The 21,981-nt window shown below is 33.9% G+C and carries 23 protein-coding genes and 1 riboswitch; of the genes, 12 read left to right on the top strand and 11 right to left on the bottom strand.

The annotated features are described in order from the left end of the window. Positions 1-106 precede the first annotated feature (106 nt). The 4 genes from ACMHJ2_RS05390 to ACMHJ2_RS05375 all read right to left on the bottom strand — a co-directional run bounded on the left by ACMHJ2_RS05390 (position 107) and on the right by ACMHJ2_RS05375 (position 5,227). Complete coding sequence (locus ACMHJ2_RS05390) at positions 107-2,098, bottom strand: protein-disulfide reductase DsbD family protein (RefSeq protein WP_413511941.1); 1,992 nt, start codon at positions 2,096-2,098, stop codon at positions 107-109. Further along, on the bottom strand, positions 2,095-3,432 hold the full coding sequence (gene tilS, locus ACMHJ2_RS05385) for a tRNA lysidine(34) synthetase TilS (protein WP_413511940.1): 1,338 nt from the start codon (positions 3,430-3,432) through the stop codon (positions 2,095-2,097). Before tilS ends, ACMHJ2_RS05390 begins: the two co-directional genes overlap by 4 nt. Before the next feature lie 145 nt (positions 3,433-3,577). Continuing rightward, positions 3,578-4,621: an RluA family pseudouridine synthase gene (locus ACMHJ2_RS05380; protein ID WP_413511939.1), complete on the bottom strand. Its 1,044-nt coding sequence runs from the start codon at positions 4,619-4,621 to the stop codon at positions 3,578-3,580. 12 nt (positions 4,622-4,633) lie between these two features. Then, positions 4,634-5,227: a PASTA domain-containing protein gene (locus tag ACMHJ2_RS05375; protein ID WP_413511938.1), complete on the bottom strand. Its 594-nt coding sequence runs from the start codon at positions 5,225-5,227 to the stop codon at positions 4,634-4,636. Between the two features lie 114 nt (positions 5,228-5,341). On the opposite strand from ACMHJ2_RS05375, the gene ACMHJ2_RS05370 reads away from it, so the two are divergent. Together ACMHJ2_RS05370 and coaD are read left to right on the top strand one after the other, a co-directional pair. After that, a complete protein-coding gene (locus ACMHJ2_RS05370; RefSeq protein WP_413511937.1) occupies positions 5,342-6,316 on the top strand; it encodes a D-alanine--D-alanine ligase in 975 nt (324 codons plus the stop codon). A 12-nt stretch (positions 6,317-6,328) separates the two neighbouring features. Then, on the top strand, positions 6,329-6,781 hold the full coding sequence (gene coaD / locus ACMHJ2_RS05365; protein WP_413511936.1) for a pantetheine-phosphate adenylyltransferase: 453 nt from the start codon (positions 6,329-6,331) through the stop codon (positions 6,779-6,781). Positions 6,782-6,811: 30 nt separating this feature from the next. Here the strand turns inward: coaD and ACMHJ2_RS05360 are convergent, their stop codons facing one another. Next, the gene (locus ACMHJ2_RS05360) at positions 6,812-7,417 is read right to left on the bottom strand and encodes an NUDIX hydrolase (protein ID WP_413511935.1); all 606 of its coding nucleotides are present in this window, start codon (positions 7,415-7,417) and stop codon (positions 6,812-6,814) included. Between the two features lie 7 nt (positions 7,418-7,424). Here ACMHJ2_RS05360 and pyrE point away from each other — a divergent pair, with 7 nt between their 5' ends. Next, entirely contained in the window at positions 7,425-8,066 is a 642-nt protein-coding gene (gene pyrE, locus ACMHJ2_RS05355; RefSeq protein ID WP_413511934.1) for an orotate phosphoribosyltransferase, read from the top strand. 16 nt (positions 8,067-8,082) lie between these two features. Then, positions 8,083-8,475, top strand: a complete 393-nt coding sequence (locus tag ACMHJ2_RS05350) for an SRPBCC family protein (protein WP_413511933.1) — start codon at positions 8,083-8,085, stop codon at positions 8,473-8,475. Between the two features lie 38 nt (positions 8,476-8,513). Here ACMHJ2_RS05350 and ACMHJ2_RS05345 read toward each other — a convergent pair whose 3' ends face one another. Beyond that, on the bottom strand, positions 8,514-9,260 hold the full coding sequence (locus tag ACMHJ2_RS05345; protein WP_413511932.1) for a hypothetical protein: 747 nt from the start codon (positions 9,258-9,260) through the stop codon (positions 8,514-8,516). Between the two features lie 454 nt (positions 9,261-9,714). Here ACMHJ2_RS05345 and ACMHJ2_RS05340 point away from each other — a divergent pair, with 454 nt between their 5' ends. The 3 genes from ACMHJ2_RS05340 to ACMHJ2_RS05330 all read left to right on the top strand — a co-directional run bounded on the left by ACMHJ2_RS05340 (position 9,715) and on the right by ACMHJ2_RS05330 (position 11,742). Further along, a complete protein-coding gene (locus tag ACMHJ2_RS05340; protein WP_413511931.1) occupies positions 9,715-11,106 on the top strand; it encodes an RtcB family protein in 1,392 nt (463 codons plus the stop codon). 81 nt (positions 11,107-11,187) lie between these two features. Next, the gene (locus tag ACMHJ2_RS05335) at positions 11,188-11,424 is read left to right on the top strand and encodes a hypothetical protein (RefSeq protein ID WP_413511930.1); all 237 of its coding nucleotides are present in this window, start codon (positions 11,188-11,190) and stop codon (positions 11,422-11,424) included. 3 nt (positions 11,425-11,427) lie between these two features. Continuing rightward, entirely contained in the window at positions 11,428-11,742 is a 315-nt protein-coding gene (locus tag ACMHJ2_RS05330) for a peptide chain release factor-like protein (protein ID WP_413511929.1), read from the top strand. A gap of 8 nt (positions 11,743-11,750) precedes the next feature. Here the strand turns inward: ACMHJ2_RS05330 and ACMHJ2_RS05325 are convergent, their stop codons facing one another. Beyond that, on the bottom strand, positions 11,751-12,026 hold the full coding sequence (locus tag ACMHJ2_RS05325; protein ID WP_413511928.1) for an ATP-dependent Clp protease adaptor ClpS: 276 nt from the start codon (positions 12,024-12,026) through the stop codon (positions 11,751-11,753). Positions 12,027-12,050: 24 nt separating this feature from the next. Then, positions 12,051-12,884 (bottom strand): 50S ribosomal protein L11 methyltransferase, encoded by an 834-nt coding sequence (gene prmA / locus ACMHJ2_RS05320; protein ID WP_413511927.1) that lies wholly within the window; start codon positions 12,882-12,884, stop codon positions 12,051-12,053. A 120-nt stretch (positions 12,885-13,004) separates the two neighbouring features. Between prmA and ACMHJ2_RS05315 the strand changes: the two genes are divergently transcribed. Then, complete coding sequence (locus tag ACMHJ2_RS05315; protein WP_413511926.1) at positions 13,005-14,228, top strand: porin; 1,224 nt, start codon at positions 13,005-13,007, stop codon at positions 14,226-14,228. A gap of 135 nt (positions 14,229-14,363) precedes the next feature. Next, entirely contained in the window at positions 14,364-14,849 is a 486-nt protein-coding gene (locus tag ACMHJ2_RS05310; RefSeq protein ID WP_413511925.1) for a hypothetical protein, read from the top strand. A 43-nt stretch (positions 14,850-14,892) separates the two neighbouring features. On the opposite strand, the gene ACMHJ2_RS05305 is transcribed toward ACMHJ2_RS05310, so the two are convergent. From ACMHJ2_RS05305 to ACMHJ2_RS05295, 3 genes are all read right to left on the bottom strand, one after another. Then, the gene (locus ACMHJ2_RS05305) at positions 14,893-15,123 is read right to left on the bottom strand and encodes a hypothetical protein (protein ID WP_413511924.1); all 231 of its coding nucleotides are present in this window, start codon (positions 15,121-15,123) and stop codon (positions 14,893-14,895) included. A gap of 80 nt (positions 15,124-15,203) precedes the next feature. Then, positions 15,204-16,367 carry a diaminopimelate decarboxylase gene (gene lysA / locus ACMHJ2_RS05300; RefSeq protein ID WP_413511923.1) on the bottom strand — a complete coding sequence of 388 codons (1,164 nt, stop codon included), beginning with the start codon at positions 16,365-16,367 and terminating at the stop codon, positions 15,204-15,206. Positions 16,368-16,381: 14 nt separating this feature from the next. Beyond that, on the bottom strand, positions 16,382-17,701 hold the full coding sequence (locus ACMHJ2_RS05295; protein WP_413511922.1) for an aspartate kinase: 1,320 nt from the start codon (positions 17,699-17,701) through the stop codon (positions 16,382-16,384). A 461-nt stretch (positions 17,702-18,162) separates the two neighbouring features. Between ACMHJ2_RS05295 and ACMHJ2_RS05290 the strand changes: the two genes are divergently transcribed. From ACMHJ2_RS05290 to ACMHJ2_RS05280, 3 genes are all read left to right on the top strand, one after another. Beyond that, entirely contained in the window at positions 18,163-19,914 is a 1,752-nt protein-coding gene (locus ACMHJ2_RS05290) for an ABC transporter ATP-binding protein (protein ID WP_413511921.1), read from the top strand. A 74-nt stretch (positions 19,915-19,988) separates the two neighbouring features. Beyond that, positions 19,989-20,354 (top strand): PUR family DNA/RNA-binding protein, encoded by a 366-nt coding sequence (locus ACMHJ2_RS05285; RefSeq protein WP_413511920.1) that lies wholly within the window; start codon positions 19,989-19,991, stop codon positions 20,352-20,354. Positions 20,355-20,421: 67 nt separating this feature from the next. Further along, positions 20,422-20,482: riboswitch (Fluoride riboswitch) on the top strand. 27 nt (positions 20,483-20,509) lie between these two features. Then, entirely contained in the window at positions 20,510-21,727 is a 1,218-nt protein-coding gene (locus ACMHJ2_RS05280) for a chloride channel protein (protein ID WP_413511919.1), read from the top strand. The last annotated feature ends 254 nt before the right edge of the window (positions 21,728-21,981 follow it).

Below are 21,981 nucleotides of genomic sequence, written 5' to 3'. Positions count from 1 at the left end.
GTGCACTAAATTTTTAATGCATCCAATTTATTAATTAATACCGTGATTTACTCTTAAAATAAACCAAAAAAAGCGATTGAAATTCAATCGCTTTTTTTTTGTTTCTCTATTTTACCTTTTGAATACCACCTTCTAACCAAGATTTATATTCTTCCACATCGGGTGTATACCCCACAGGTTCAGATAAACGTTGCTCTTCGTTACTGAGTATGATATAATAAGGTTGCGCATTTGCATGGTAGTTTTTCATTTGAAAATCACTCCATTTATTTCCAATCGTTTTTATTTTTTTTCCTGTAGTTTCAGAAATATACTGCTCATTTTCAGGCAATTCTTTTTTATCATCCACGTACAGGGAAATTAATACCACTTCTTGTTTCAAAAGTGATAAAATAGCTGGATCAGACCAAACATAATCTTCCATTTTACGGCAATTCACACAGGCAAATCCTGTAAAATCAAGCAATATCGGTTTGTTAACTGATTTAGCGTAAGCCATCCCTTTTTCATAGTCTGTAAAAGCGATGATATCATGTGCGCCATACTTTGCGCCTTCAGGTAAGACTTCCGCAGTTGAGGCGCCACCAGGGCCCCCTTTACCGCCAACTCCATAAGGACTTTCTGAATACGTCATTGGAGGAGGAAAACCTGAAATAATTTTTAAAGGTGCACCCCATAAACCTGGTACTAGGTAAATGGTAAACGTAGTTACGAATAAGGCCATAAATAAACGTCCTACAGAAATACTTTCCATTGGACTATCATGAGGTAATCTAATTTTACCAAATAAATACAAGGCCCATACGCCAAAAATGGTTATCCAAATCGCTAAAAACACTTCTCTTTCCAACCAATGCGCTTGTAACACAAGATCTGCATTTGATAAAAATTTGAAAGCTAACGCCAATTCTAAGAACCCTAAGGAAACTTTGATGGTATTCAACCAACCTCCTGAGCGTGGCATTGAGTTTAACCAGCCTGGAAACATAGCGAACAGCATAAAAGGAAGAGCTAAGGCTAAAGAAAAGCCAAGCATTCCTACAATAGGAGCTATTCCACCTTTTGATGCAGCTTCCACTAATAAAGTTCCAACAATAGGTCCTGTACAAGAGAAAGACACAATAGCTAAAGCTAAAGCCATAAATAAGATGCCTATTATACCTCCTCTATCTGCTTGTGAATCAACTTTATTGGCCCATGAATTGGGTAACATAATTTCAAATGCTCCCAAGAAAGACGTTGCAAAAATAACCAATAACAGGAAGAAAATAATATTGAAATAAACATTCGTTGATAAAGCATTTAAGGAATCTGCTCCGAAAATAGCGGTTACAATTGTTCCTAAAATAACATAAATCAAAATAATAGATAAGCCGTAAATAATAGCGTTTTTAATTCCTTTGGCACGTGTTTTACTTTGTTTGGTAAAAAAGCTTACGGTCATTGGAATCATAGGAAACACACAAGGCGTTAACAAAGCTGCAAATCCAGAGAAAAAAGCCAGAATAAAAATAGTAAACAATCCCTTTTTATCTTCTGATTTAGGAGTTGTTAGTGCTGTAGCATCTGTTTTATCTGATTCGCTTTTTGTTGTAGCTGCCGTTTTCGTTTCATAAGCTTCGAAATTCGAAACTTCTGTTGCTTGCAAGGTTTTTAAATCATAGACAAATAAGTTACTTTGACTAATACAAACATCTTTACAAACTTGATAGCCCAATTCCACTTGAATATTTGGAATTTCTAAATTAGTCAATTTGATATTTTGTACTAATTGAACGGGGCCTACAAAGTAGGTTTCATCCACTTCAAAAATATCGTTATAAACTGTTTTGGTTTCACTCTCCTTCGCCTTATCGACAAGGACATAATTGCCATCTATATTATTATATATAAATTCAGTTGGCAGTGGCCCTCCCTCGGCTGTATATTGAGAGTACATATGCCATCCTTCTTCAATAATACCGTTCCAAGTAATGGTAAATTCGGTATCTGATTTCTTTTCAATTTTAGTTGTCCATTGGGCAGGATTTTTCATCATCTGCGCTTGAACAGTAAAAATAGATACAAAGAAAAATAGCAAATAAGCTAATTTATTCATACTGTTAATTTAATTTTTAAAACATTAATAGTTGTATTTCTTACTTTAAATCGTTCATCCATTCGATTTCCAATAATCCATACAATAGTATCACCAGAGCATAACAACCAAATATTTTCTTTTTCAATTTGGTTCATTTTCTCATCTTTTACATATTTAGAAATTCTTTTGGTCCCTTTCATACCAAAGGGCACAAAATAGTCTCCTTTTTTAGGTTTGCGAATACTAAGCGGAAACTGTAATTTATCTCGATCAAGATAAGCACATAGCGGATCTGCCGTTATTTCAATTTTAAGTCTTTCATAATTTGTTGTTGTTAAATTTATGGGTTGTTTTATTGTTTGGTTCTCGTGTAAATAATAAAAATCTTCTACCTCTTCCTGTATTTTACTTTTTAATCGCAATAACAAATAGCCGCGATCTTTACTTAAACAGTAATTTTCTGATAGAATTCTCTTTCCCGTTTCTGCTTTTATTAAATCTGAAATATCATTCCAGGCTTTAAAACCATAGGGTTCCAACCATTTATACAAATAAGCTTTCGGTCGAGACAATTCGTTTAATTCTTTTAAAGGGAATAGCAAATCTTCCCCTTGTTTGATAACAATCTTCTCAAACATCATTTTACTTGCATCTTCACTCATTTGATTGGTATCCTTAAGAAACGCAATCGTCTGTTGAAAAGATTGATCTATATGGCTATTTATTTCCTTAAAAACAGGCAAGATATTTTTTCTTATCTTATTTCGCAAATATTTTGTTTGTGCATTGGTATAATCTTCTCGCCATACCAATTGATTTTTACTAGCGTACTGTTCAATATCTTCACGTGTAAACACTAACAATGGCCGCCGAATATACGTTGTTTTTTCAGGAATCCCCAAAAGTCCGTCAATTCCTGTACCTCTAGAAAAATTAATAAAAAACGTTTCCATTGAATCATCTAAATGATGCGCTGTCAGTAGGTATTGATATTTTTTTTGTTTCAAAATTTCTTCAAACCATTGATATCGCTGTTCTCTTGCTGCAACTTGAATCGATACTTTTTTTTCTGTTGCGTAGTATTGTGTGTCAAATTCTTTTACAAAAAAAGGCACTTTCAACTGAGTCCCCAATCCTTCGACAAACTTCTGGTCAAGATTACTATCCTCTTCTCTTAAATGAAAATTACAGTGCGCAATAGCTACATTAAGTCCTATTCTATGACATAAATGCAAGAGTACAACACTGTCTATTCCTCCACTAACGGCTAGTAAAAGAGGGTCTTGTTTTAATTCAACAAAATTTGATTCAATATGTTTTTTAAACTGATTTTCCATGGATTCTCTGAACATAGCTATACCAATAGTAAAGCGAATAGGTTTTCTTTTTACAATTGTTTAGTAAACCTCAAAAATACCTTTTTTTTTAGGAAAAAACCTTACTATAGATTCATTTCTATAGCTAAAAAAACCACAAATTTAAATTTGTGGTTTTTTTTTATTCTAACTCAAGTGTGGAATTTTGCGAATAAACTCTCCATTTTTCAATACAAGCCATCATATCTTCTGGGACTTCTGAACTAAATCGAACGTATTCTTTTGTTACAGGATGTTCAAAACCAAGTGTTTTAGCATGAAGTGCTTGTCTTGGTAAACGCTGAAAACAGTTTTCTATGAATTGTTTGTATTTAGTAAAAGTTGTTCCTTTTAGGATTAAATTACCTCCATAGCGTTCATCGTTAAAAAGCGTATGTCCTATATATTTCATGTGAACTCTAATTTGGTGCGTACGTCCCGTTTCTAAACGACATGAAACTAAGGTAACATAACCAAAACGCTCTAAAACTTTATAGTGAGTAACGGCCCATTTTCCTTTTTCTTCTTCTTCATAAGCCGCCATTTGCATACGGTCTTTTACGTGTCTGCCAATATAACTTTCAATAGTTCCTTCCTCGTCAACAACATTTCCCCAAACTAAAGCAACATACTCTCTTTCTGTTGTTTTTTCTGCGAATTGACGTTGCAACTCAGTCATAGCCCATTCTGTTTTAGCAACCACAAGTAATCCACTTGTATCTTTATCAATACGGTGTACCAATCCAGGTCGTTCACTGCTATTTAAAGGCAGGTTCTCAAAATGGTACGCCAGTGCATTCACTAATGTACCCGTATAATTTCCATGTCCTGGATGTACAACTAAACCTGGTTCTTTGTGGATAACCAATAAGGCATCATCCTCATAAATAATATTTAAAGGGATATTCTCTGGAATAATAATATTTTCAAAAGGCGGTTGCTTCATTAGAACGCGAACTACGTCTAATGCTTTTACCTTATGATTAGACTTTACAGCCACATCATTTACAAAAATATTTCCATTCGATGCCGCATGTTGAATTTTATTACGCGTTGCGTTTTCAACTAAGTTCATCAAAAATTTATCTACACGTAAAGGCGCTTGTCCTTTTCCTGCTTCAAATCGAAAATGCTCATATAATTCTTCTCCCAAATCATCGAACACTTCATTTACATTTTCTTGCATAATTACTTTTTCTTAATCAATATTAGGTGCTATATCAAGTTGTTCTGCTGAAAGTCCCGCTTTTCCGTCACCTAATACAAAATCTATTTTTGAGTTTTTAACCACTAAATCTCCTTTTTTCAACTTTCTTCCATTTTGGTAAATTTCCAAAACAACATCTTTACCGATAAATGTAGCATAGGATTTAGTTCCTTCTTTCAATCCCATTGAGGCAATTGTAGAACTTGCCTGTCTATAAGTCAATTGTTCTAATTCTGGTAAAATTACTTTTCCATACCCCGAAGCATTAATTTTAACGTAAACTTTTCTATTTTCTTTCACATTCGAACCAGCCATAGGGTCTTGTTCAAGCACGGTTAATGGCGGGTAATTTTTATTATAGTCCAACGTATCTAACACAACCATACGCAAATCTTTTTGATTTAGAGTTTGTTCTGCCTGAAATGCATCTAGCTTTACTAAGTTTGGTACTTCTATGTGTTGCCCGTGGTTTGTTGTTACTTTCAACCATTTCAACAAGCCTACTACGCCAACAATAAAAATTACCAAAGCCATAGCTAATGATACTAAGAAGGTCTTACTTTTAAAAAACTGAACTAATTTCATAGGGATAAATTTTTTACAAAGATATAAAATCGAAAAGGTTTTTTGTTTCTGTGTTTTATTATAAATTTGTTTGAAATAATTCTTTTATAAATCTAACCTCAATCTCTTTGATATATGAAGCACGTAGCAATAATTATGGGAGGCTATTCAAGTGAATATAAAATTTCACTACAAAGTGGTCAAGTTGTATTTGACACGTTGGATCGCACAAAATATACGCCTTATAAAATCCATATTTTTCGTGATAAATGGGTATATGTAGATGAACAAAACGAGGAATTCCCTATAGACAAAAATGATTTTTCAGTTGTGTATAAGGGACAAAAAATAACCTTTGATGTTGTTTTTAACGCTATTCATGGTACGCCAGGAGAAGATGGTTTATTACAGGCTTATTTTGAATTAATAGAAATGCCTCATACTTCTTGTAATGCTTATCAAGCAGCCTTGACAATGAATAAAAGAGATATGTTATCTGTTTTAAAACCGTATGGTATCAAAACAGCCATTTCTTATTATTTGAATCAAGGAGACGACATCAATACAGAAGCTATTATTCAACGCGTTGGGTTGCCTTGTTTTGTCAAGCCTAATCGCTCAGGCTCTAGTTTTGGGATTTCAAAGGCTCATACTACAGAAGAACTGGTACAAGCGATTGACGTGGCTTATAAAGAAGACAATGAAATTCTCATTGAGAGTTTTTTAAAAGGCGCGGAAGTTTCTGTTGGGGTCATTAATTACAAAGGGGAAGTAATTGTCTTACCCATTACAGAGATTGTAAGTGAGAATGACTTTTTTGATTACGAAGCCAAATACTTGGGTAAATCACAAGAAATAACACCTGCTAGAATTGATGATACAATTAAGGCAAAAATAGAAGACATTGCTATCAAAATCTATCGCATTCTAAAAATGGATGGTTTTTCGAGAAGTGAATTTATTATTGTAGGTGACACTCCTTTTTTACTAGAAATGAATACCGTTCCTGGTTTAACAAGGGCTAGTATTTTACCTCAACAAGCAGCTGAAGCCAATATTTCACTTGCTGATTTGTTTGGCAATGCCCTACACTTAGCTTTACATAAATAAATCCACAAAAGTATGAGAAGAGCCGTTTTTCCCGGATCCTTTGATCCTATAACCAATGGACATTATGATATAATAAAAAGAGCTTTACCTCTTTTTGATGAGATTATTATTGCGATAGGTGTCAATTCCGATAAAAAATACATGTTTAGTTTAGAAGAACGCAAGATTTTTATTGAAAAGACATTTGCGGATGAACCGAAGATAAAAGTAGAAACCTACCAAGGACTAACAACGGATTTTTGTCATCAAAAAAACGCAAAATTTATCTTAAGAGGATTGCGCAATCCTGCTGATTTTGAATTTGAAAAGGCAATTGCCCATACCAATCGATTCTTGACTAAAATAGAAACGGTTTTCTTGCTTACAGCTGCAAGTACCTCTTTTATCAGTTCTAGTATCGTACGGGATGTAATTCGCAACCATGGAGATTACACCAAGTTAGTACCTCAACCTGTGAGAATATAAAAAAATGTCGCCTCAAAAAGGCGACATTTTTTATTCATTTAGCAAACCTGCTTCTTCTACTAAAAGTTTAATATTTTCGTAGGAATTTGACATCGCCTCTTTGATTTGTTGCTTATCAAACCAAACCACTTCTTCTATTCCTTCTTCTACTTGTCCTATTAAATCTCCTTGATAGGTGGTGGTCATTTCAAACCAACTGGTAATTTTTAATCGATACTTGCCATTGCGCTTAAATACATGATACGTTTTAGGCAATTTTTTAATTACTTTTAATTGTCCTACTGCGGTTTCTTCCTCTACTTCTCTCACAGCTGTATCTTCAATATCTTCATATTTTTCAACTCCTCCTTTTGGCAAATCCCATTTGCCATTTCTTTTAATGAAGAGTACTTTTCCTTCTTGATTAAACACAACTCCTCCACCCGCTTTTTGTACAGGAATTTTTTCTTTTAACCTTTTCATCATTGCTTTTTCATCTGGATGATATAAAAATGCCTTATCAATTTTATTTTGAAAATATTTAATGATAATTTTGTCAATATCAACACTGTCTAACAAGAACAACTGAAAATCGGTTTCTTTCTCAATTTTATCAGTTAGAAACAACGGTTTATCGTTTACAAAAACTTTATACATTTGTATTATGATTTTTACTAAAGAAACAGCTCAACAAACTGCCGAATTACTTCTGCAAATTAACGCAATTAAATTAAATCCTAAAAATCCTTTTACATGGGCTTCTGGATGGAAATCACCTATTTATTGTGATAACCGCATTACCTTGTCATTTCCTGAGGTAAGAAAATATCTAAAAGAGGAATTTGCAAAGCACATTGTAAGCAAATATGGTATGCCTGATGTGATCGCAGGTGTAGCAACTGGAGCGATTGGGATTGGTTTATTAGTTGCCGAAGCCTTAGAATTACCTTTCGTTTATGTACGTCCAGAGCCGAAAAAACACGGAAGACAAAATCAAATTGAAGGTCAATTAGAAGCAGGTCAAAAGGTGGTTGTCATAGAAGATTTGATCAGTACAGGTAAAAGTAGCCTACAAGCTGTTGAAGCTTTAAAAGAAAATGGAGCTGAAATTTTAGGTATGGCCGCTATTTTTACCTATGAATTTCAAATTTCGAAAGACAACTTTGCAAATGCTGGCGTTGAATTAACTACCTTGAGTACTTATTCTTCTTTATTAGAAAATGCAGTAAAACAAAATTATATTTCTGCTTCTGATTTAGAAACACTTCAAGAATGGAGAATTAATCCATCCGAATGGAATCAATAACTAAAGAAATAAAACTATGCAATTAGAAAGTCCAAAAGTACAAGTAGCGCAATCCGCTGAATATATATTTAATGCATTATCCGAAGTTAAAAACTTTGAGAAACTAATGCCTGACTCTATCGCTAAATTTGAAGTAACTGGTGATGATTCATTCATCTTTGCTTTAAAGGGAATGCCTGAAATCAAATTAAAGAAAAAAGAGCAAACACCTAACTCTAAAATTGTTTTAGGTGCGGCAAGTGATAAATTACCTTTTACTTTAATAGGCAATATCACTGAAATAGATGCTACAAATACAGAGATCCAACTTCATTTTGAAGGCAACTTCAATCCGATGATGGCCATGATGGTAAAAGGCCCTATTGGCAAATTCATTGAAGCTTTAGCTGGAAACATGAATAAACTATAAAAAAGAAAGAGCTTGATTAACATCAAGCTCTTTCTTTTTTATTTTAATTCTACTTTATATTCCAATACTTTGGGATTAGCGATAATATCCGACATTTTAAATGTTTTTACAAAGGACTTTCCATCTTGTGCAATTAAAGCATCTGGATAAGAAACGGATTTGATAGGTACCTCAAAATTTACTTTTATTTTGTAAGTAAACATGGCTGCCATTTGTCCCATTTCGCCTAGTGATTTTTCTACTTCATTGGGTTTAAGCTCTACTTTGCGTTGAAACGACTTTTTACTCGATTCAAATTTAGAGTTTTTTACAAACTCTGGTGCATCTAATTGTTTAGTTTGACCACTTCCTAAAGACTTTAATTCAGTTAGATTCATCAAGGACGTATTTAAATCCTTTGCGTTTTTAGCAACAATCTTCAAAGCAATATTTCCAATAGAATCGTTCATTCTAACTCTTAAACGCAAGTTTTCTGTGTTTTTTAATAAATTGGGATTAGCCTTTAAAATACTATCTTTCTTTTGTTCTGGGTTTTTGCTTTCTAATAAACTAAGATCTAATACTTGCTCAATCGATAATTCTTCTCCATTAATTAAGTTCAATGCCGATTTCATATCTTTAGACATGGTATTATTTGCATTGGGCATTGCCTGAAGTAATTCAGAAAAATCCATATCCATCGTATACGTTAGGTCTCCTGCTTTCTTTACCGTTATTTCTTCCGTTGTAACACACGATTGAAACATAAAACCAATTGCTATAAGTAATCCTACTAACTTTTTCATTGTATTTATTTTTTTACAAAAATAGACAAAACTTCACAACAGCAATAACTTAATATGTATCGCTGTACTTCTATTTTACTCCTAGTCAATTTGACTCCTTTCTTTTGTATAAAAAATATAATTCTTGTATTTATTTGGTTATATCAAAAAGTTTTTGCAAAATTTGCATTCAAATAGTTCTAATTATTAAAAACGAAGAAAAAATGTTTGTACTAAATTATACTTCAGCATTGTTCACACTAGCACAGCGTGCTTGCGTGTATCTTCGTGGTACTTCTTTGTAGTAAAATCAGTTACTTTATATATGAAAAGCCCGAAGATTTAAATTCGGGCTTTTTTTTGTTTATTCCGGACCCTTTACAGAAAACCCGAATTGACCCGTTGGTTCAACAGCCAACCTATTTATACAACTCTTTTGTTAGGGTTGTTCTTATCGTCAATTAAACAAAATATTATGGGAAGGAAAATCTCAGGGAAAGACCTTATACACATTGGTTTTCCCCAAAATAACACAATCAATATTGCTTTAGGCATAATTAGCCGATACAAGAAAAAAGAGAGTAAAGAAGCTATATTAAAAGAAGCTAAACAAATCTTACAAACACCCGATGCCTTTTTAGGTGATGGTATTTGGGGTAAAGTCGCTGAAAGTATGGTCAAACAAGTTGAAATTAAACGACATGAATTGAATCATACGCGAGCCCGTTTTTCCATATTTGGTGAAGATGCGATAGATGAACAAACTAAATATCAATTATATACAGCCTTAAAATTACCCGTTGCAGAAGCAGGAGCCTTACTACCTGATGCGCATTATGGTTATGGACTGCCCATTGGTGGCGTTTTAGCCACTCGTAATGCCGTTATTCCTTATGGCGTTGGTGTAGATATCGGATGCAGAATGAGTTTATCTGTTTTCAATCTTCCGGCTAATTTCATCAAAGGTAAAGATTACCAATTGCTCAACATTTTATCTGAGCAAACTAAATTTGGCATGTATGAAACTCATCAAAACAAAGTAGATCATGAGGTGTTTTATCGCGATGAATTTAAGGATATCCCTTTCGTCAAAGGTTTATTAGATAAAGCATACAAACAATTGGGAACTTCAGGTAGTGGGAATCACTTTGTTGAAATTGGAATAGTTCGTTTAACAGAAACAAAGCCAGAATGGAAATTAATTCCTGGCGATTATATTGCTGTTTTATCCCATAGTGGTTCTAGAGGATTGGGGGCCAATATTGCCAAACACTATACCTATTTAGCAACAAAGCAGTGTCCTCTACCAAGTAATGCACAGCATTTAGCCTGGTTAGACCTGAATACACACGATGGACAAGAATATTGGTTAGCAATGAATTTAGCAGGTGACTATGCGAAAGCCTGCCACGATGATATTCATCGAAGAATTGCGAAAGCTTTAGGAAAGCAAATTGCTTTTACCATTGAGAATCACCACAATTTTGCGTGGAAAGAAAGTATTGATGGCAAAGAGCTGATTGTACATCGCAAAGGAGCAACTCCTGCGGCTGTGGGTCAACTGGGAATTATTCCAGGATCAATGACTACCAATGGATTTATCGTTGAAGGTTTGGGCAATGAAGCAAGCCTAAATTCTGCTTCTCATGGAGCAGGTCGCTTGCACTCAAGAAATGCTTGTAAAAACAAATTTACCAAGAGCGATATTAAAACGGCTTTAAAAGAAGCTAGCGTACAATTAATTGGTGGAAGCGTTGATGAAGCACCTATGGCGTATAAAGATATTCAGGCCGTGATGCGAGCACAAGAAGATTTAGTAAAAATACTCGGTACATTTACGCCAAAATTTGTAAGAATGGATAAATAAAAATGAAGCGAATCATACAAATTACATCAGAAAGAGGACCCCGCAGAATGCGTCTTTGCTGTTTCTAAAATTGCCGTTATATTGGTCAAAGAAGCAGCTAAACAAAAAATAGTTGCTCTTTATTCACCTCAAGTAGATCAGACCTCTGATTCTGTATTCATTGAATTAATAAAGGAGGATGAACCGAAGTTAACTGCTTTTATTCAATCTTGGTTAGGTTGCATACAATGGATTTGTCACAGTCCATTTCGCTTGAAGCACAAGCGAAAAAATTGGTACATGGGTATTTTTGAAACGTTTCCAGAAGAAAAAAGCTAGGTAGTGGAGGAAAAAGATTTAGTTTATCAACCGATTCGCATTTCAGGTGTGGGTGGACAGCATGTAAATAAAGTTAGTTCTGCTATACGTATAATCCATATCCCTTCAGGTTTACAACTTGTGGCTATGGATAGCCGTTCTCAACATCAAAACAAAAAATTAGCGAAGAAACGGCTGCTTGAAAAACTCAAGCAACGGAATGAAAATACCCTCGAATTAAAAGAAAAGCAAAACTGGTTAAACCAGTTACAAATTAATAGAGGAAATTCTATACGAACATTTATAGGATCTCATTTTAAAAGTAAAGGGAGCAATTAGCTCCCTTCTTATTGTATTTCAGCACTTAACCCTGCATCTAACAGCTGCAAGCATTGTGGTTTCAACTGTTTAAATTCTCCAGTCTTTACGGTACATTTTCCTTTATAATGTACTAACATAGCACATTGTTCCGCTTGTTCCGCAGTATGGTCACATACTTTAATTAACGTATCTATTACATGATCAAAGGTATTCACATCATCATTATACAAGATAATTTCACTTTGACCGCTTACTAATTCTGATACATCGATTTTTTCTTTTACTATTTCCTTTGTACTCATGCTATCAAAATTTTAATACAATGACTAACTTTTTTTAAACTTCAAAGATACCCAATTATTTTTTTCTAACTGATTTTCAAAGGTTAAACCTTTTTCTTCTGCTGCTTTTTTAATGCTTGAGATATCTTCTGTATAAAATCCACTGAAATAAATCTCCGCGTTTTCTTTCATGGTTCTGATATACTTATCCATATCATTCAACAGAATATTTCGATTAATATTCGCTAGTACTACATCATATTTTGGTTCTCCAACCAAAATAGAAGCATCTCCTTCAAATACCTCAATCGTTGTACATGCATTGCGGGAAACATTTTCCATAGAATTCAAATAACACCAATTATCAATATCAATCGCATCTACTTGTTTTGCTCCGCGCATTGCTGCTAGGATAGCTAAAATAGCTGTACCGCATCCCATATCCAGCACTACCTTATCTTGCATATCATTCGCTAGAATTTGGCGAACCATCATATAGGTTGTTTCATGATGTCCTGTTCCAAAGCTCATTTTAGGTTCAATTACAATATCGTATTTCGCCTGTGTTTTTTCATGAAAAGGAGCTCTAATATAACAGATACCCTCTACATCAATAGGATTAAAATTTTTCTCCCATTCCTCGTTCCAATTTACTTGTTCAATTTCTTCTTTTCGATACGTAATGGTAAATTGATCGGATTGTAAAACAAAAATATCCTCTAAAATATCCTCGGTCCATAACACTTTCTGTACATACGCACTCATTCCAATTGCTGTTTCTTCAAAACTTTCAAATGCTTTTTCTCCTAATTCAGCGATAAGAATCTCTACGCCAGGGACTAAGGGTTCTACTGTAAAATGATATCCAATATATGACATGCTGTTTTCTTTACTATCTTTAGTTAACCATTTAATAACATTGTACTTACATTTCAATAACAACGATATAAATGTGGAAACAAAACTAATCTTATTTTTGCAAATTCAACACACCAACAAATGAAAAAAATCTATTTATTAATATTGACGTTACTTTCTTTTAACGCAATAGCACAGAAAATTGAAACAAAATCGAACGATGTCAAACTGGCACAATTACCCTATTACAATTTTGGTAAAGGCGTAGGAATCACTTCAGCTGACAGTATTTTTCAATTAAACTTGCGTTTCCGCATGCAAAACAGATTGAGTTTTATAGACAATGAAGGCGATAAAATGAAATATGAAGGGGAAATAAGGCGTTTGCGTTTGCGTTTCGATGGTTATGTGGGAAATCCTAAATTTTTGTATGTCATTCAATTGTCCTTTGCACCCAAAGACATGGGAAAAACCGTTGAAGGTGAATCAGTTAATATTATACGAGATGCAGCAATGACCTATCGTCCTAATGAAAACTGGAGTTTTATCTTTGGGCAGACGAAACTACCTGGAAATAGACAACGTATAAATTCATCAGGAGCCTTACAGTTAACCGATCGCTCTATTAACAATGCTAAGTTTAATATTGATCGCGATTTTGGTCTTCAGGCTTACTATCACCAAGAGAGAAAAGACAAATTTGGCTATATCATTAAAACGGCCGTTTCAACTGGACATGGTCGAAACTATCAAGGTTCTGAAAGTGATAGTTATGCTTTAACTGGGAGGGTAGAATTATTTCCTTTAGGAAGTTTTAAAAATAATGGTGCCTATTTTGAAGGAGATCTTGCAAGAGAAGCTAAGCCTAAATTAATGCTTGCAGGTACTTTTTCTCACAACAACAATGCCGAGAATTCACAAGGCCAAACCGGTACAGAATTATATGAACCTAGAAATTTCAATTCTATCATGGCCGATGCCATCTTAAAGTATGATGGATGGGCAGGGATGATCTCTTTCATGAATAGAAATGTAGAGGATGCAATTACTTATAGTATTGATTTGGATGGAAAAACACACAATAGATATGTTTATGCAGGTCACGGTCTGGATTATCAATTAAGCTATTTATTTCCGAGTAATTATGAATTTATTGGTCGTGTATCTACTCAAAAAATGAAAACGCAATTGTATGAGCAATTAAACTTACCAAATACAACTGAATTTACGTTAGGCGTAACCAAATATTTATGGGAACATGCTTTTAAACTTCAAGCAGAGCTTACTTATGATAAATTAGATTTCCATCAAGGTTCAAGTAAGAATAATTGGTATTTCAGAATGCAGTTTGAAATCGGTATTTAATCAATGCTGTTTCCTTAGGTTATTCACTAGATTACTAAACAAATATCAGCTCAATTGCTGATAATTTGAAAAAAAAATACAATATTCTGTTTTTTTTCTATATATTTATAAGAGTAAAATCTTAACTATTTAGCTATGAACAGATTATTTTATTACTTCGGCCTTGTATTTATTGGATTAAGCGTGATTGGTTGTAAGCAAAAAGCGGCATCCAATCCTATTGATGTAGAAAAGAGCGCTCCTGTAGATCAATCTAAAATTACTTCTACTATTGAAGAATTTGAACCGATGAAGCAAGACATACTAGATAAGCTAAATGAAACAGTTAAACGAAAAAAATTAACTTCTGTTGAAGATATTATGCGCCTTTATGCGCCTGAAAGTCAAGATTCAGAAGGAAAATACACCTATGATATCACTGTTTTACAGATGTCAAATTCATCACTAACAATAGTTACTTTAGTTGAAGATGGTTTAAATGACGATTCAATGAAAGCTAAAAAAATAGTTATGACCCTTAAAATGAAAGAGGGTCACTATCAGGTAACTCAAATTAAGCAGAGTTATCAATGTTGGGAAGGACGAGGTCATACCAATTGGAATTCTGCTCCTTGTACGTAATACAAAAAAAGTCGTGATTAAATCACGACTTTTTTTGTATTCATTATTCCGCTTTAAGTTGATCTTCGTCTCTTTTAGCGATATTCATATTTGGAAATTTCTTTTGAATAGATTGCAAGGCAAACTCATTAATTTCAGTCATTGCTTCTGGTGAAGGTAATTTTAAGGTTTCTGCATTGTGTTTTAAAACTTCTTCTAATAAGATTTGTGTTCTTAATAATTGAAAGTTTAAATCGATTAATTCTCCTGCTACGTCGATATCTCCTAATTTCATCTTACTTGTAATTAAATTAAAGTTCTATTTTGTTTCAACCAAATTTAACAAAGTATTTTTAATATCTACTACAAAAGTATTTATTCTTTAAAATAATAATTCAGCGCTTGGCGCAAGTTATACCTGGAAGACATCACTTCGCCATAAGCTCCTGCTGAACGAATAGCGAGTAGGTTTCCTCTAACCAATTTTGGGAGTAATACATTCTTGCCAAAACAATCACTACTTTCACATATTGGCCCTACCACATCATAGGGTGTAATTTGTTCTACTTGTTTATTCGAAGGGGCTAAACAATCTATTTGATGATACGCTTGATATAATGCGGGACGCAAGAGTTCTGTCATTCCTGCGTCTAGAATAGCAAAATTTTTATTTACTCCGTTTTTAATATACAACACTCGACTAATTAAGTTCCCACAATTCGCAACCAAAGATCGCCCTAATTCAAAGTGAATTTGCTGCTCGGGTCTTGGTTCCAAAAACTGGCCAAAAATGGCAAAGAACGCAACAAAATCGACGATGGGTTCTCCCTCTGGATTTTCATAATTAATGCCTAATCCGCCGCCTAAATTTAAAATAGGAACTACAATTCCCTTTTCTATAAACCAAGCATTCCACTCATTCACTTTGAGGCAAAGTCGTTTAAAAACATGCCAATCCGTAATTTGAGATCCGATGTGAAAATGTAAGCCCACTAAAGCTAATGAAGTAGGATTCTCGCGAATATAAGTTATGCATCCTTCTAGTTCATTCATTGGGATTCCAAATTTATTTTCATCTAATCCCGTGGTAATATAATGATGGGTTTTGGCGTCTATATTGGGATTAATACGCAAAGCTATCGGAGCTTGTTTATTCATTTCTTTCGCGATAGCTCCAATAACACCTAGCTCTTCCCATGATTCTACATTAAAAGCTGTTATATTTTGATTCAATGCGATTCGAATTTCTTTATCCGTTTTTCCTACACCTGCAAAAACAATAGCTTTGGATTTAAATCCATGATCCACAGCCTGCTCAATTTCCAAGCCACTTACACAATCTGCTCCTAATCCTAACGCGCTAATCTCTTTGAGTATTCTCGGGTTAGCATTGGCTTTAATTGCATAGTGAATATGGTATCCCCATTGATCTGCGGCAGCTTTAGCCGTAGAAATAGTTTCTCGCAACAAGGGTAAATCATAATAATACAAAGGAGTTTCCTCCTTTTTAAATTGTTCAATTATATCAGTTGAAATCATACGTCTACTAGGAATTAAAATAAGCGATTATGCAAAGAGCGAAGGGCTTCTACTTTGTATTTGGAAGGAAGTAATAGAGATATATTATGTTCACTACCCCCATAAGAGATCATGCGAATAGGCATGTGCTTTACTGCTTCTGCGACAATCGTTGCATAGCCATTTTTATTGCGTTTAAAATCCCCCACAATACAAATAATCGATTGGTTATCATCCACCTCCACTTCACCAAAATAATTCAATTCACTGACAATTTCGTTTAAATACGTTCGATCATCAAGTGTTAATGATACCGCAACTTCTGAAGTTGTTATCATATCGATTGGTGTTTTATAACGTTCAAAAACTTCAAATACACGTCTTAAAAATCCATAGGCTAAGAGCATACGAGAAGAGTGAATCCGAATAGCGGTAATCGCATCCTTGGCAGCAACCGCAACAATTTCATCGGCATGATTCGACTGTGAAGAAATTAACGTTCCCAGCGCCTCTTTGTTCATTGTATCGAGTAATCGCACGGGAATATTCGCTTTCTGAGCGGGAAATACACTTTGTGGGTGTAAGATTTTAGCTCCAAAATAGGCCAATTCCGCAGCTTCCTCAAAACTCAAATGAGAAATTGGTTTTGTATTCGATACATACCTGGGATCATTGTTGTGAAATCCGTCAATATCTGTCCAAATTTGAATTTCTTCTACTTCTAAGGCTGCTCCAATCAAAGAAGCCGTATAGTCTGATCCGCCCCGTCTTAAATTGTCAATCTCACCAAAAGCATTCCTGCAAATATAGCCTTGCGTAATGAACAACTGACCTGTTAAATAACGAGCTAACAGTATTTCTAATTGCTGTTTTAGATAATTCAAATCGGGCTCCCCCTCTTCATTCAATCGCATAAAATCTAAAGCTGGAATTAATACTGAAGCAATTCCTTTTTCTTGTAAATACGAATGAAATAAGGTTGTCGATAGGAGTTCTCCTTGCGCTAAAACAAGGCGTTCTTCTACAATTGTAAATAAATCATTACCCAATTCATCTAAAAGAGTAAAGTGATCGTTAACAATCGCTTTGCCTTTTTCAATGCCTTTTTCGGTAACAAAAAGAGTTGCTACAAAAACGCAATAGGTCGTTTTTAATTCTTGAATGGCTTTCCGCGCTTGCGGTACTTGCCCTTGTGCATATAGATTTGCAATATTTACCAAGGCGTTGGTTGTACCTGCTACAGCAGAAAGTACAACAACCTGTTTATTTGTAACCTGGGATTGAATAATTGACCACAAATTTTCGAATCTTTCAGGACTTCCTACAGAAGTTCCACCAAACTTTAATACTTTCATATTTATTGATATAAAAAAAGGGGCTTGTCGTGATGACAAACCCCTCTATTATTTTAGTATTTATAAAAAACAGGAAATTGCTCACAACATTGAATGTAAGTTTATCTTCTTTCCCTTTTTTATAAAATTAGTATACATGATTACTTTTTATTTGAAAAACAAATATACTTATTTTTCAATTGTTATTTTTTATTATTAAAAAATAATTAACTTTTTATTAGTTTATTTTTAACAATGAATAAAATTAAATAGTCTGTTGAAAATCAATTTATATTACGAAAAAATCAGTCTTTTTCTCCAAAAAATATCTAGAAAAAAGATAGCGAAGACAATTACTTTTAACCGCTTCTGATCAAATGAAAAAAGAATAAAAGTCTATATTTGCAAATCATTTAAAAGTTACTAAAAATTGATTAATCCCCATCTTTTTTTATTACTTTGCAAGATTAGACAGACAAACTATGCGTGCTTTACAATCCTTAAATAAATACTTCTTTAAATATAAATACCATTTTTTAACTGGTGTAATTATAACAATAGTTGCACAGATTTTCACTTTGTATACGCCAAAATTGGTTGGAGATTCCATTCGTATTTTGGAGCAGTTAAACGCTTTTGACAAAGAAAAGGTAACTGAGCTTTTATTCTCGAATATCTTTTGGATATTGGTTACTACCTTAATTGCTGGTTTTTTGACCTTTTTAATGCGTCAAACCTTAATTGTTATGTCACGTCACATTGAGTTTGACCTTAAGAATGATATTTTTAAGCATTATGAAATTCTTACACAGAGCTTTTATAAGCAAAACCGTACAGGTGACTTAATGAATCGGATTAGTGAAGATGTTGGAAAAGTACGTCAATATGTAGGTCCCGCAGTGATGTATTCCATCAATACATTAATTCGCTTTGCTGTAGTCTTGACACAGATGTATATCATTTCTCCACAGTTGACCTTATATTCGTTATTACCTTTGCCTTTATTGGGCTATTTTATCTTCAAATTAAGCAATCAAATCAACGAAAGAAGCTTAATTTTCCAACAAAACTTATCGGTTCTCTCTACGTTTACACAAGAAAATTTTTCCGGAATGCGCGTAATAAAAGCCTATGCCATTGAGAACAAAAAAGTGGAAGAATTTGAAGAGCTATCACAAAGTAGCAAAGAGAAATCCCTAAAATTAGCCAAAACAGGTGCTTTAATTGGCCCTTTGATGATTTTATTAATTGGCTTGAGTAATTTAATTGTAATCACCATTGGATCACTTCTTTACTTTAATGGAAAACTACCCGATATTGGAGTAATTGCACAATTCATTCTATATATCAATATGTTGACTTGGCCTGTTGCTTCTTTAGGATGGATTTCTTCTATGATTCAAGAAGCTGAAGCTTCCCAAAAACGAATCAATGAGTTTTTAGATGTGCAACCTGAGATTTACAATACCAATCCAAATCCTACTAAAATAGAAGGCAATATTGTATTTGACCATGTTTCATTTCAGTATTCAGATACGGGAATTGTTGCTTTACAAGATGTTTCTTTTACCCTAAAACAAGGAGAAACCTTGGCCATTTTAGGAAAAACCGGATCAGGAAAAAGTACTTTACTTTCCTTAATCAGTCGCATGTATACGATTGATAAGGGAAAAATACTCTTTGATGGTGTACCGATTGAAGCTTGTAATTTAAAGGATCTTAGAAAAAACGTAGCTGTCGTTCCTCAAGATTCCTTTTTATTTTCTGATACCATCAGTAACAATATCCGCTTTGGAAAAGAAGATGCTACTTTAGAAGAGATTATTGACGCAGCAAAAAAAGCGGTTGTTCATCACAACATTGAACAATTCGAACAGGGTTACGAGACGATTTTAGGAGAACGAGGCTTAACGCTCTCTGGAGGGCAAAAACAACGTGTTTCTATTGCTAGAGCCTTGATTAAGAATGCTCCTATTTTAGTATTGGATGATGCATTATCCGCCGTGGATACAGAAACCGAAGAGCGTATTTTAAAACATTTGGAAAAACACAGCAAGCATATTACAACCTTGATTGTTACGCATCGGGTATCTTCTGCAAAGAATGCAGACCAAATTATTGTTTTAGATCAAGGTAAAATTGTTCAAGCAGGAACACATGAAATTTTGATTAATCAAGAGGGGTATTATTCAGAGTTACATGAAAAACAATTGAAAGAAAAAGAAATACGGTAAAAAGTTGGTTTATTAGGATTTTTTTTAGACTTTTGAAAGCTATATATACAAATCAATTAATTGATAGAAGGATTATGAGAGATAACGAAATGTTAGAAAAAGAAGAGATTTTCTCAAAAGTATTGAGAGCGGGTAGAAGAACTTATTTCTTTGATGTAAGAGCTACCAAGGCTGATGATTACTACATAACCGTAACTGAAAGTAAAAAATTCACAGAAGATGATGGATCATTTCACTTTAAAAAACACAAAATTTACTTGTATAAAGAAGATTTTGCTGCCTTTAAAGAAATTTTAGATGAGATGACTGAATATGTGGTAAACCATAAAGGAGAAGAAGTTATTTCTGAAAGACACCAAAAAGATTTCAAAAAAGAATACCAAAAAGAAGATGAGGATGGAGTAAACAATTTTACAGATGTAGAATTTGATGACATTTAATCGACTTAAAAATAAATAATATAAAGTTCAACTGTTTCAGTTGGACTTTTTTTTTTACTTTTGTAGTATCATACTAGGTAATGATGTCTGCCTCGAACCGCCTTGTAGCTGATGACGTCTGTTAATTATAGTTTTATAATCTATACAACGTCGCTATGGGCCTTTTTAAAAAAATTAAATCGTTTCTTTTCTATTCGAGTTCTAGCCCTTTTCTTTGGGTTTTACTCAGCTTAGTACTAGGTATTCTAATCGGAACATCTTCCGCGCTTTTTCTTTTTATTCTCGAATATGTAACCACGTTGCGTCATGCCAATCCGGCATTTTTATATGGATTACCTCTTGGAGGTTTTCTCATTGGTTATCTTTATTTTCATTTTGGAGGACGTGCCAATAAAGGGAATAACTTATTGCTTCAAGAATACCATCATCCGATAGAGAAAATCTCTTTTAAAATGGCTCCTTTTGTCTTGCTCGGCACTTGGATAACGCACTTATTTGGAGGTTCTGCGGGTAGAGAAGGTACCGCCATTCAAATAGGTGGTACTTTAGCGGATCAATTTACTCAACTTTTTAAGCTTACCCCCAAAGGTCGTCAAGTCCTTTTATTAATGGGAATTTCTGGAGGATTCGCCTCTGTATTTGGAACACCTCTAGCAGGTGCACTCTTTGCTTTAGAATTAATGGGCGTAAGTCGCAAGAAATACACCTATATTTTCCCTGTTTTACTTACTGCTTTTATTTCGCACTATGTCTGTCTTACTTGGGGAATCACACACACCATTTATGTGGTTGAATCCGTGCCTCCTCTAAGTCTACTTCTGTTGCTTAAAATTGGTTTAGCAGGTATTTTATTTGGTTTAACTGCTGTTTTATTTGTAAAATCTACTAATCTAGTAACCTATCTATCCCATTCATGCATCAATTATGCTCCGCTCCGCCCTTTTTGGGGTGGAATTGTCCTTATCCTTTTATGCTTTCTTATCCAAGATCAGCAGTTTTTAGGATTGGGAATAGAAACGATTGTCCATTCTTTTTCAACTTCACAGCCCTTTGCTATATTTTTACTTAAAATTCTCTTTACTGCTGTGACTTTAGGCACAGGATTTAAAGGTGGTGAAGTAACTCCACTCTTTTTTATCGGCGCTACATTGGGTAGTTTTTTAGCCTTATATCTCCAATTACCCCTCAGTTTTGTGGCAAGTTTGGGCTTTGTTGCCGTTTTTGCAGGGGCTACTAAAACCCCTTTTGCTTGTTTATGCATGGCCGGTGAATTATTTGGTACTGAAGTGCTTATCTACGCATGCTTAGCTTGTTTAATTGCCTATCGAATCAGTGGAAAACACAGTATATATAAAATTCAATTATACCAATAAAAGTCCTCATCCATTCACCTTAATAGTAAAAAAAAAGAGCAATGATTGAAGAATAAGTATGGATTAATAAAAATACATAAAAAATACTCATTCATTTCTTTTAAAATTATCATATTAGCATTTTTATAGCTTAATCTTGGTAAAATAATAATTATAAAAATCTTTTAAATTCAAAATCTTTACTACCTTTGCCTTCGATAGAAATGGTTTTGTTTTCTTTTTATTTTTAAGTAGAAAACCGAGTAATCATGTCC

It is taken from the genome of Myroides odoratus, assembly GCF_965118575.1.
GTDB classification, from domain to species: Bacteria; Bacteroidota; Bacteroidia; order Flavobacteriales; family Flavobacteriaceae; genus Flavobacterium; species Flavobacterium odoratum_B.
This window is presented reverse-complemented; position numbering and strand designations above follow the sequence as displayed.

Excerpts from the sequence above, each read along its gene's own strand:
- ACMHJ2_RS05380 (WP_413511939.1), bottom strand. The coding sequence starts at position 4,621 with ATGCAAGAAAATGTAAATGAAGTGTTCGATGATTTGGGAGAAGAATTA.
- ACMHJ2_RS05290 (WP_413511921.1), top strand. The coding sequence starts at position 18,163 with ATGCGTGCTTTACAATCCTTAAATAAATACTTCTTTAAATATAAATAC.
- ACMHJ2_RS05325 (WP_413511928.1), bottom strand. The coding sequence starts at position 12,026 with ATGAGTACAAAGGAAATAGTAAAAGAAAAAATCGATGTATCAGAATTA.
- prmA (WP_413511927.1), bottom strand. The coding sequence starts at position 12,884 with ATGTCATATATTGGATATCATTTTACAGTAGAACCCTTAGTCCCTGGC.
- ACMHJ2_RS05390 (WP_413511941.1), bottom strand. The coding sequence starts at position 2,098 with ATGAATAAATTAGCTTATTTGCTATTTTTCTTTGTATCTATTTTTACT.
- tilS (WP_413511940.1), bottom strand. The coding sequence starts at position 3,432 with ATGTTCAGAGAATCCATGGAAAATCAGTTTAAAAAACATATTGAATCA.
- ACMHJ2_RS05285 (WP_413511920.1), top strand. The coding sequence starts at position 19,989 with ATGAGAGATAACGAAATGTTAGAAAAAGAAGAGATTTTCTCAAAAGTA.
- ACMHJ2_RS05280 (WP_413511919.1), top strand. The coding sequence starts at position 20,510 with ATGGGCCTTTTTAAAAAAATTAAATCGTTTCTTTTCTATTCGAGTTCT.
- coaD (WP_413511936.1), top strand. The coding sequence starts at position 6,329 with ATGAGAAGAGCCGTTTTTCCCGGATCCTTTGATCCTATAACCAATGGA.
- ACMHJ2_RS05295 (WP_413511922.1), bottom strand. The coding sequence starts at position 17,701 with ATGAAAGTATTAAAGTTTGGTGGAACTTCTGTAGGAAGTCCTGAAAGA.
- ACMHJ2_RS05315 (WP_413511926.1), top strand. The coding sequence starts at position 13,005 with ATGAAAAAAATCTATTTATTAATATTGACGTTACTTTCTTTTAACGCA.
- ACMHJ2_RS05345 (WP_413511932.1), bottom strand. The coding sequence starts at position 9,260 with ATGAAAAAGTTAGTAGGATTACTTATAGCAATTGGTTTTATGTTTCAA.
- ACMHJ2_RS05350 (WP_413511933.1), top strand. The coding sequence starts at position 8,083 with ATGCAATTAGAAAGTCCAAAAGTACAAGTAGCGCAATCCGCTGAATAT.
- ACMHJ2_RS05360 (WP_413511935.1), bottom strand. The coding sequence starts at position 7,417 with ATGTATAAAGTTTTTGTAAACGATAAACCGTTGTTTCTAACTGATAAA.
- ACMHJ2_RS05370 (WP_413511937.1), top strand. The coding sequence starts at position 5,342 with ATGAAGCACGTAGCAATAATTATGGGAGGCTATTCAAGTGAATATAAA.
- ACMHJ2_RS05340 (WP_413511931.1), top strand. The coding sequence starts at position 9,715 with ATGGGAAGGAAAATCTCAGGGAAAGACCTTATACACATTGGTTTTCCC.
- lysA (WP_413511923.1), bottom strand. The coding sequence starts at position 16,367 with ATGATTTCAACTGATATAATTGAACAATTTAAAAAGGAGGAAACTCCT.
- ACMHJ2_RS05305 (WP_413511924.1), bottom strand. The coding sequence starts at position 15,123 with ATGAAATTAGGAGATATCGACGTAGCAGGAGAATTAATCGATTTAAAC.
- ACMHJ2_RS05375 (WP_413511938.1), bottom strand. The coding sequence starts at position 5,227 with ATGAAATTAGTTCAGTTTTTTAAAAGTAAGACCTTCTTAGTATCATTA.
- ACMHJ2_RS05310 (WP_413511925.1), top strand. The coding sequence starts at position 14,364 with ATGAACAGATTATTTTATTACTTCGGCCTTGTATTTATTGGATTAAGC.
- pyrE (WP_413511934.1), top strand. The coding sequence starts at position 7,425 with ATGATTTTTACTAAAGAAACAGCTCAACAAACTGCCGAATTACTTCTG.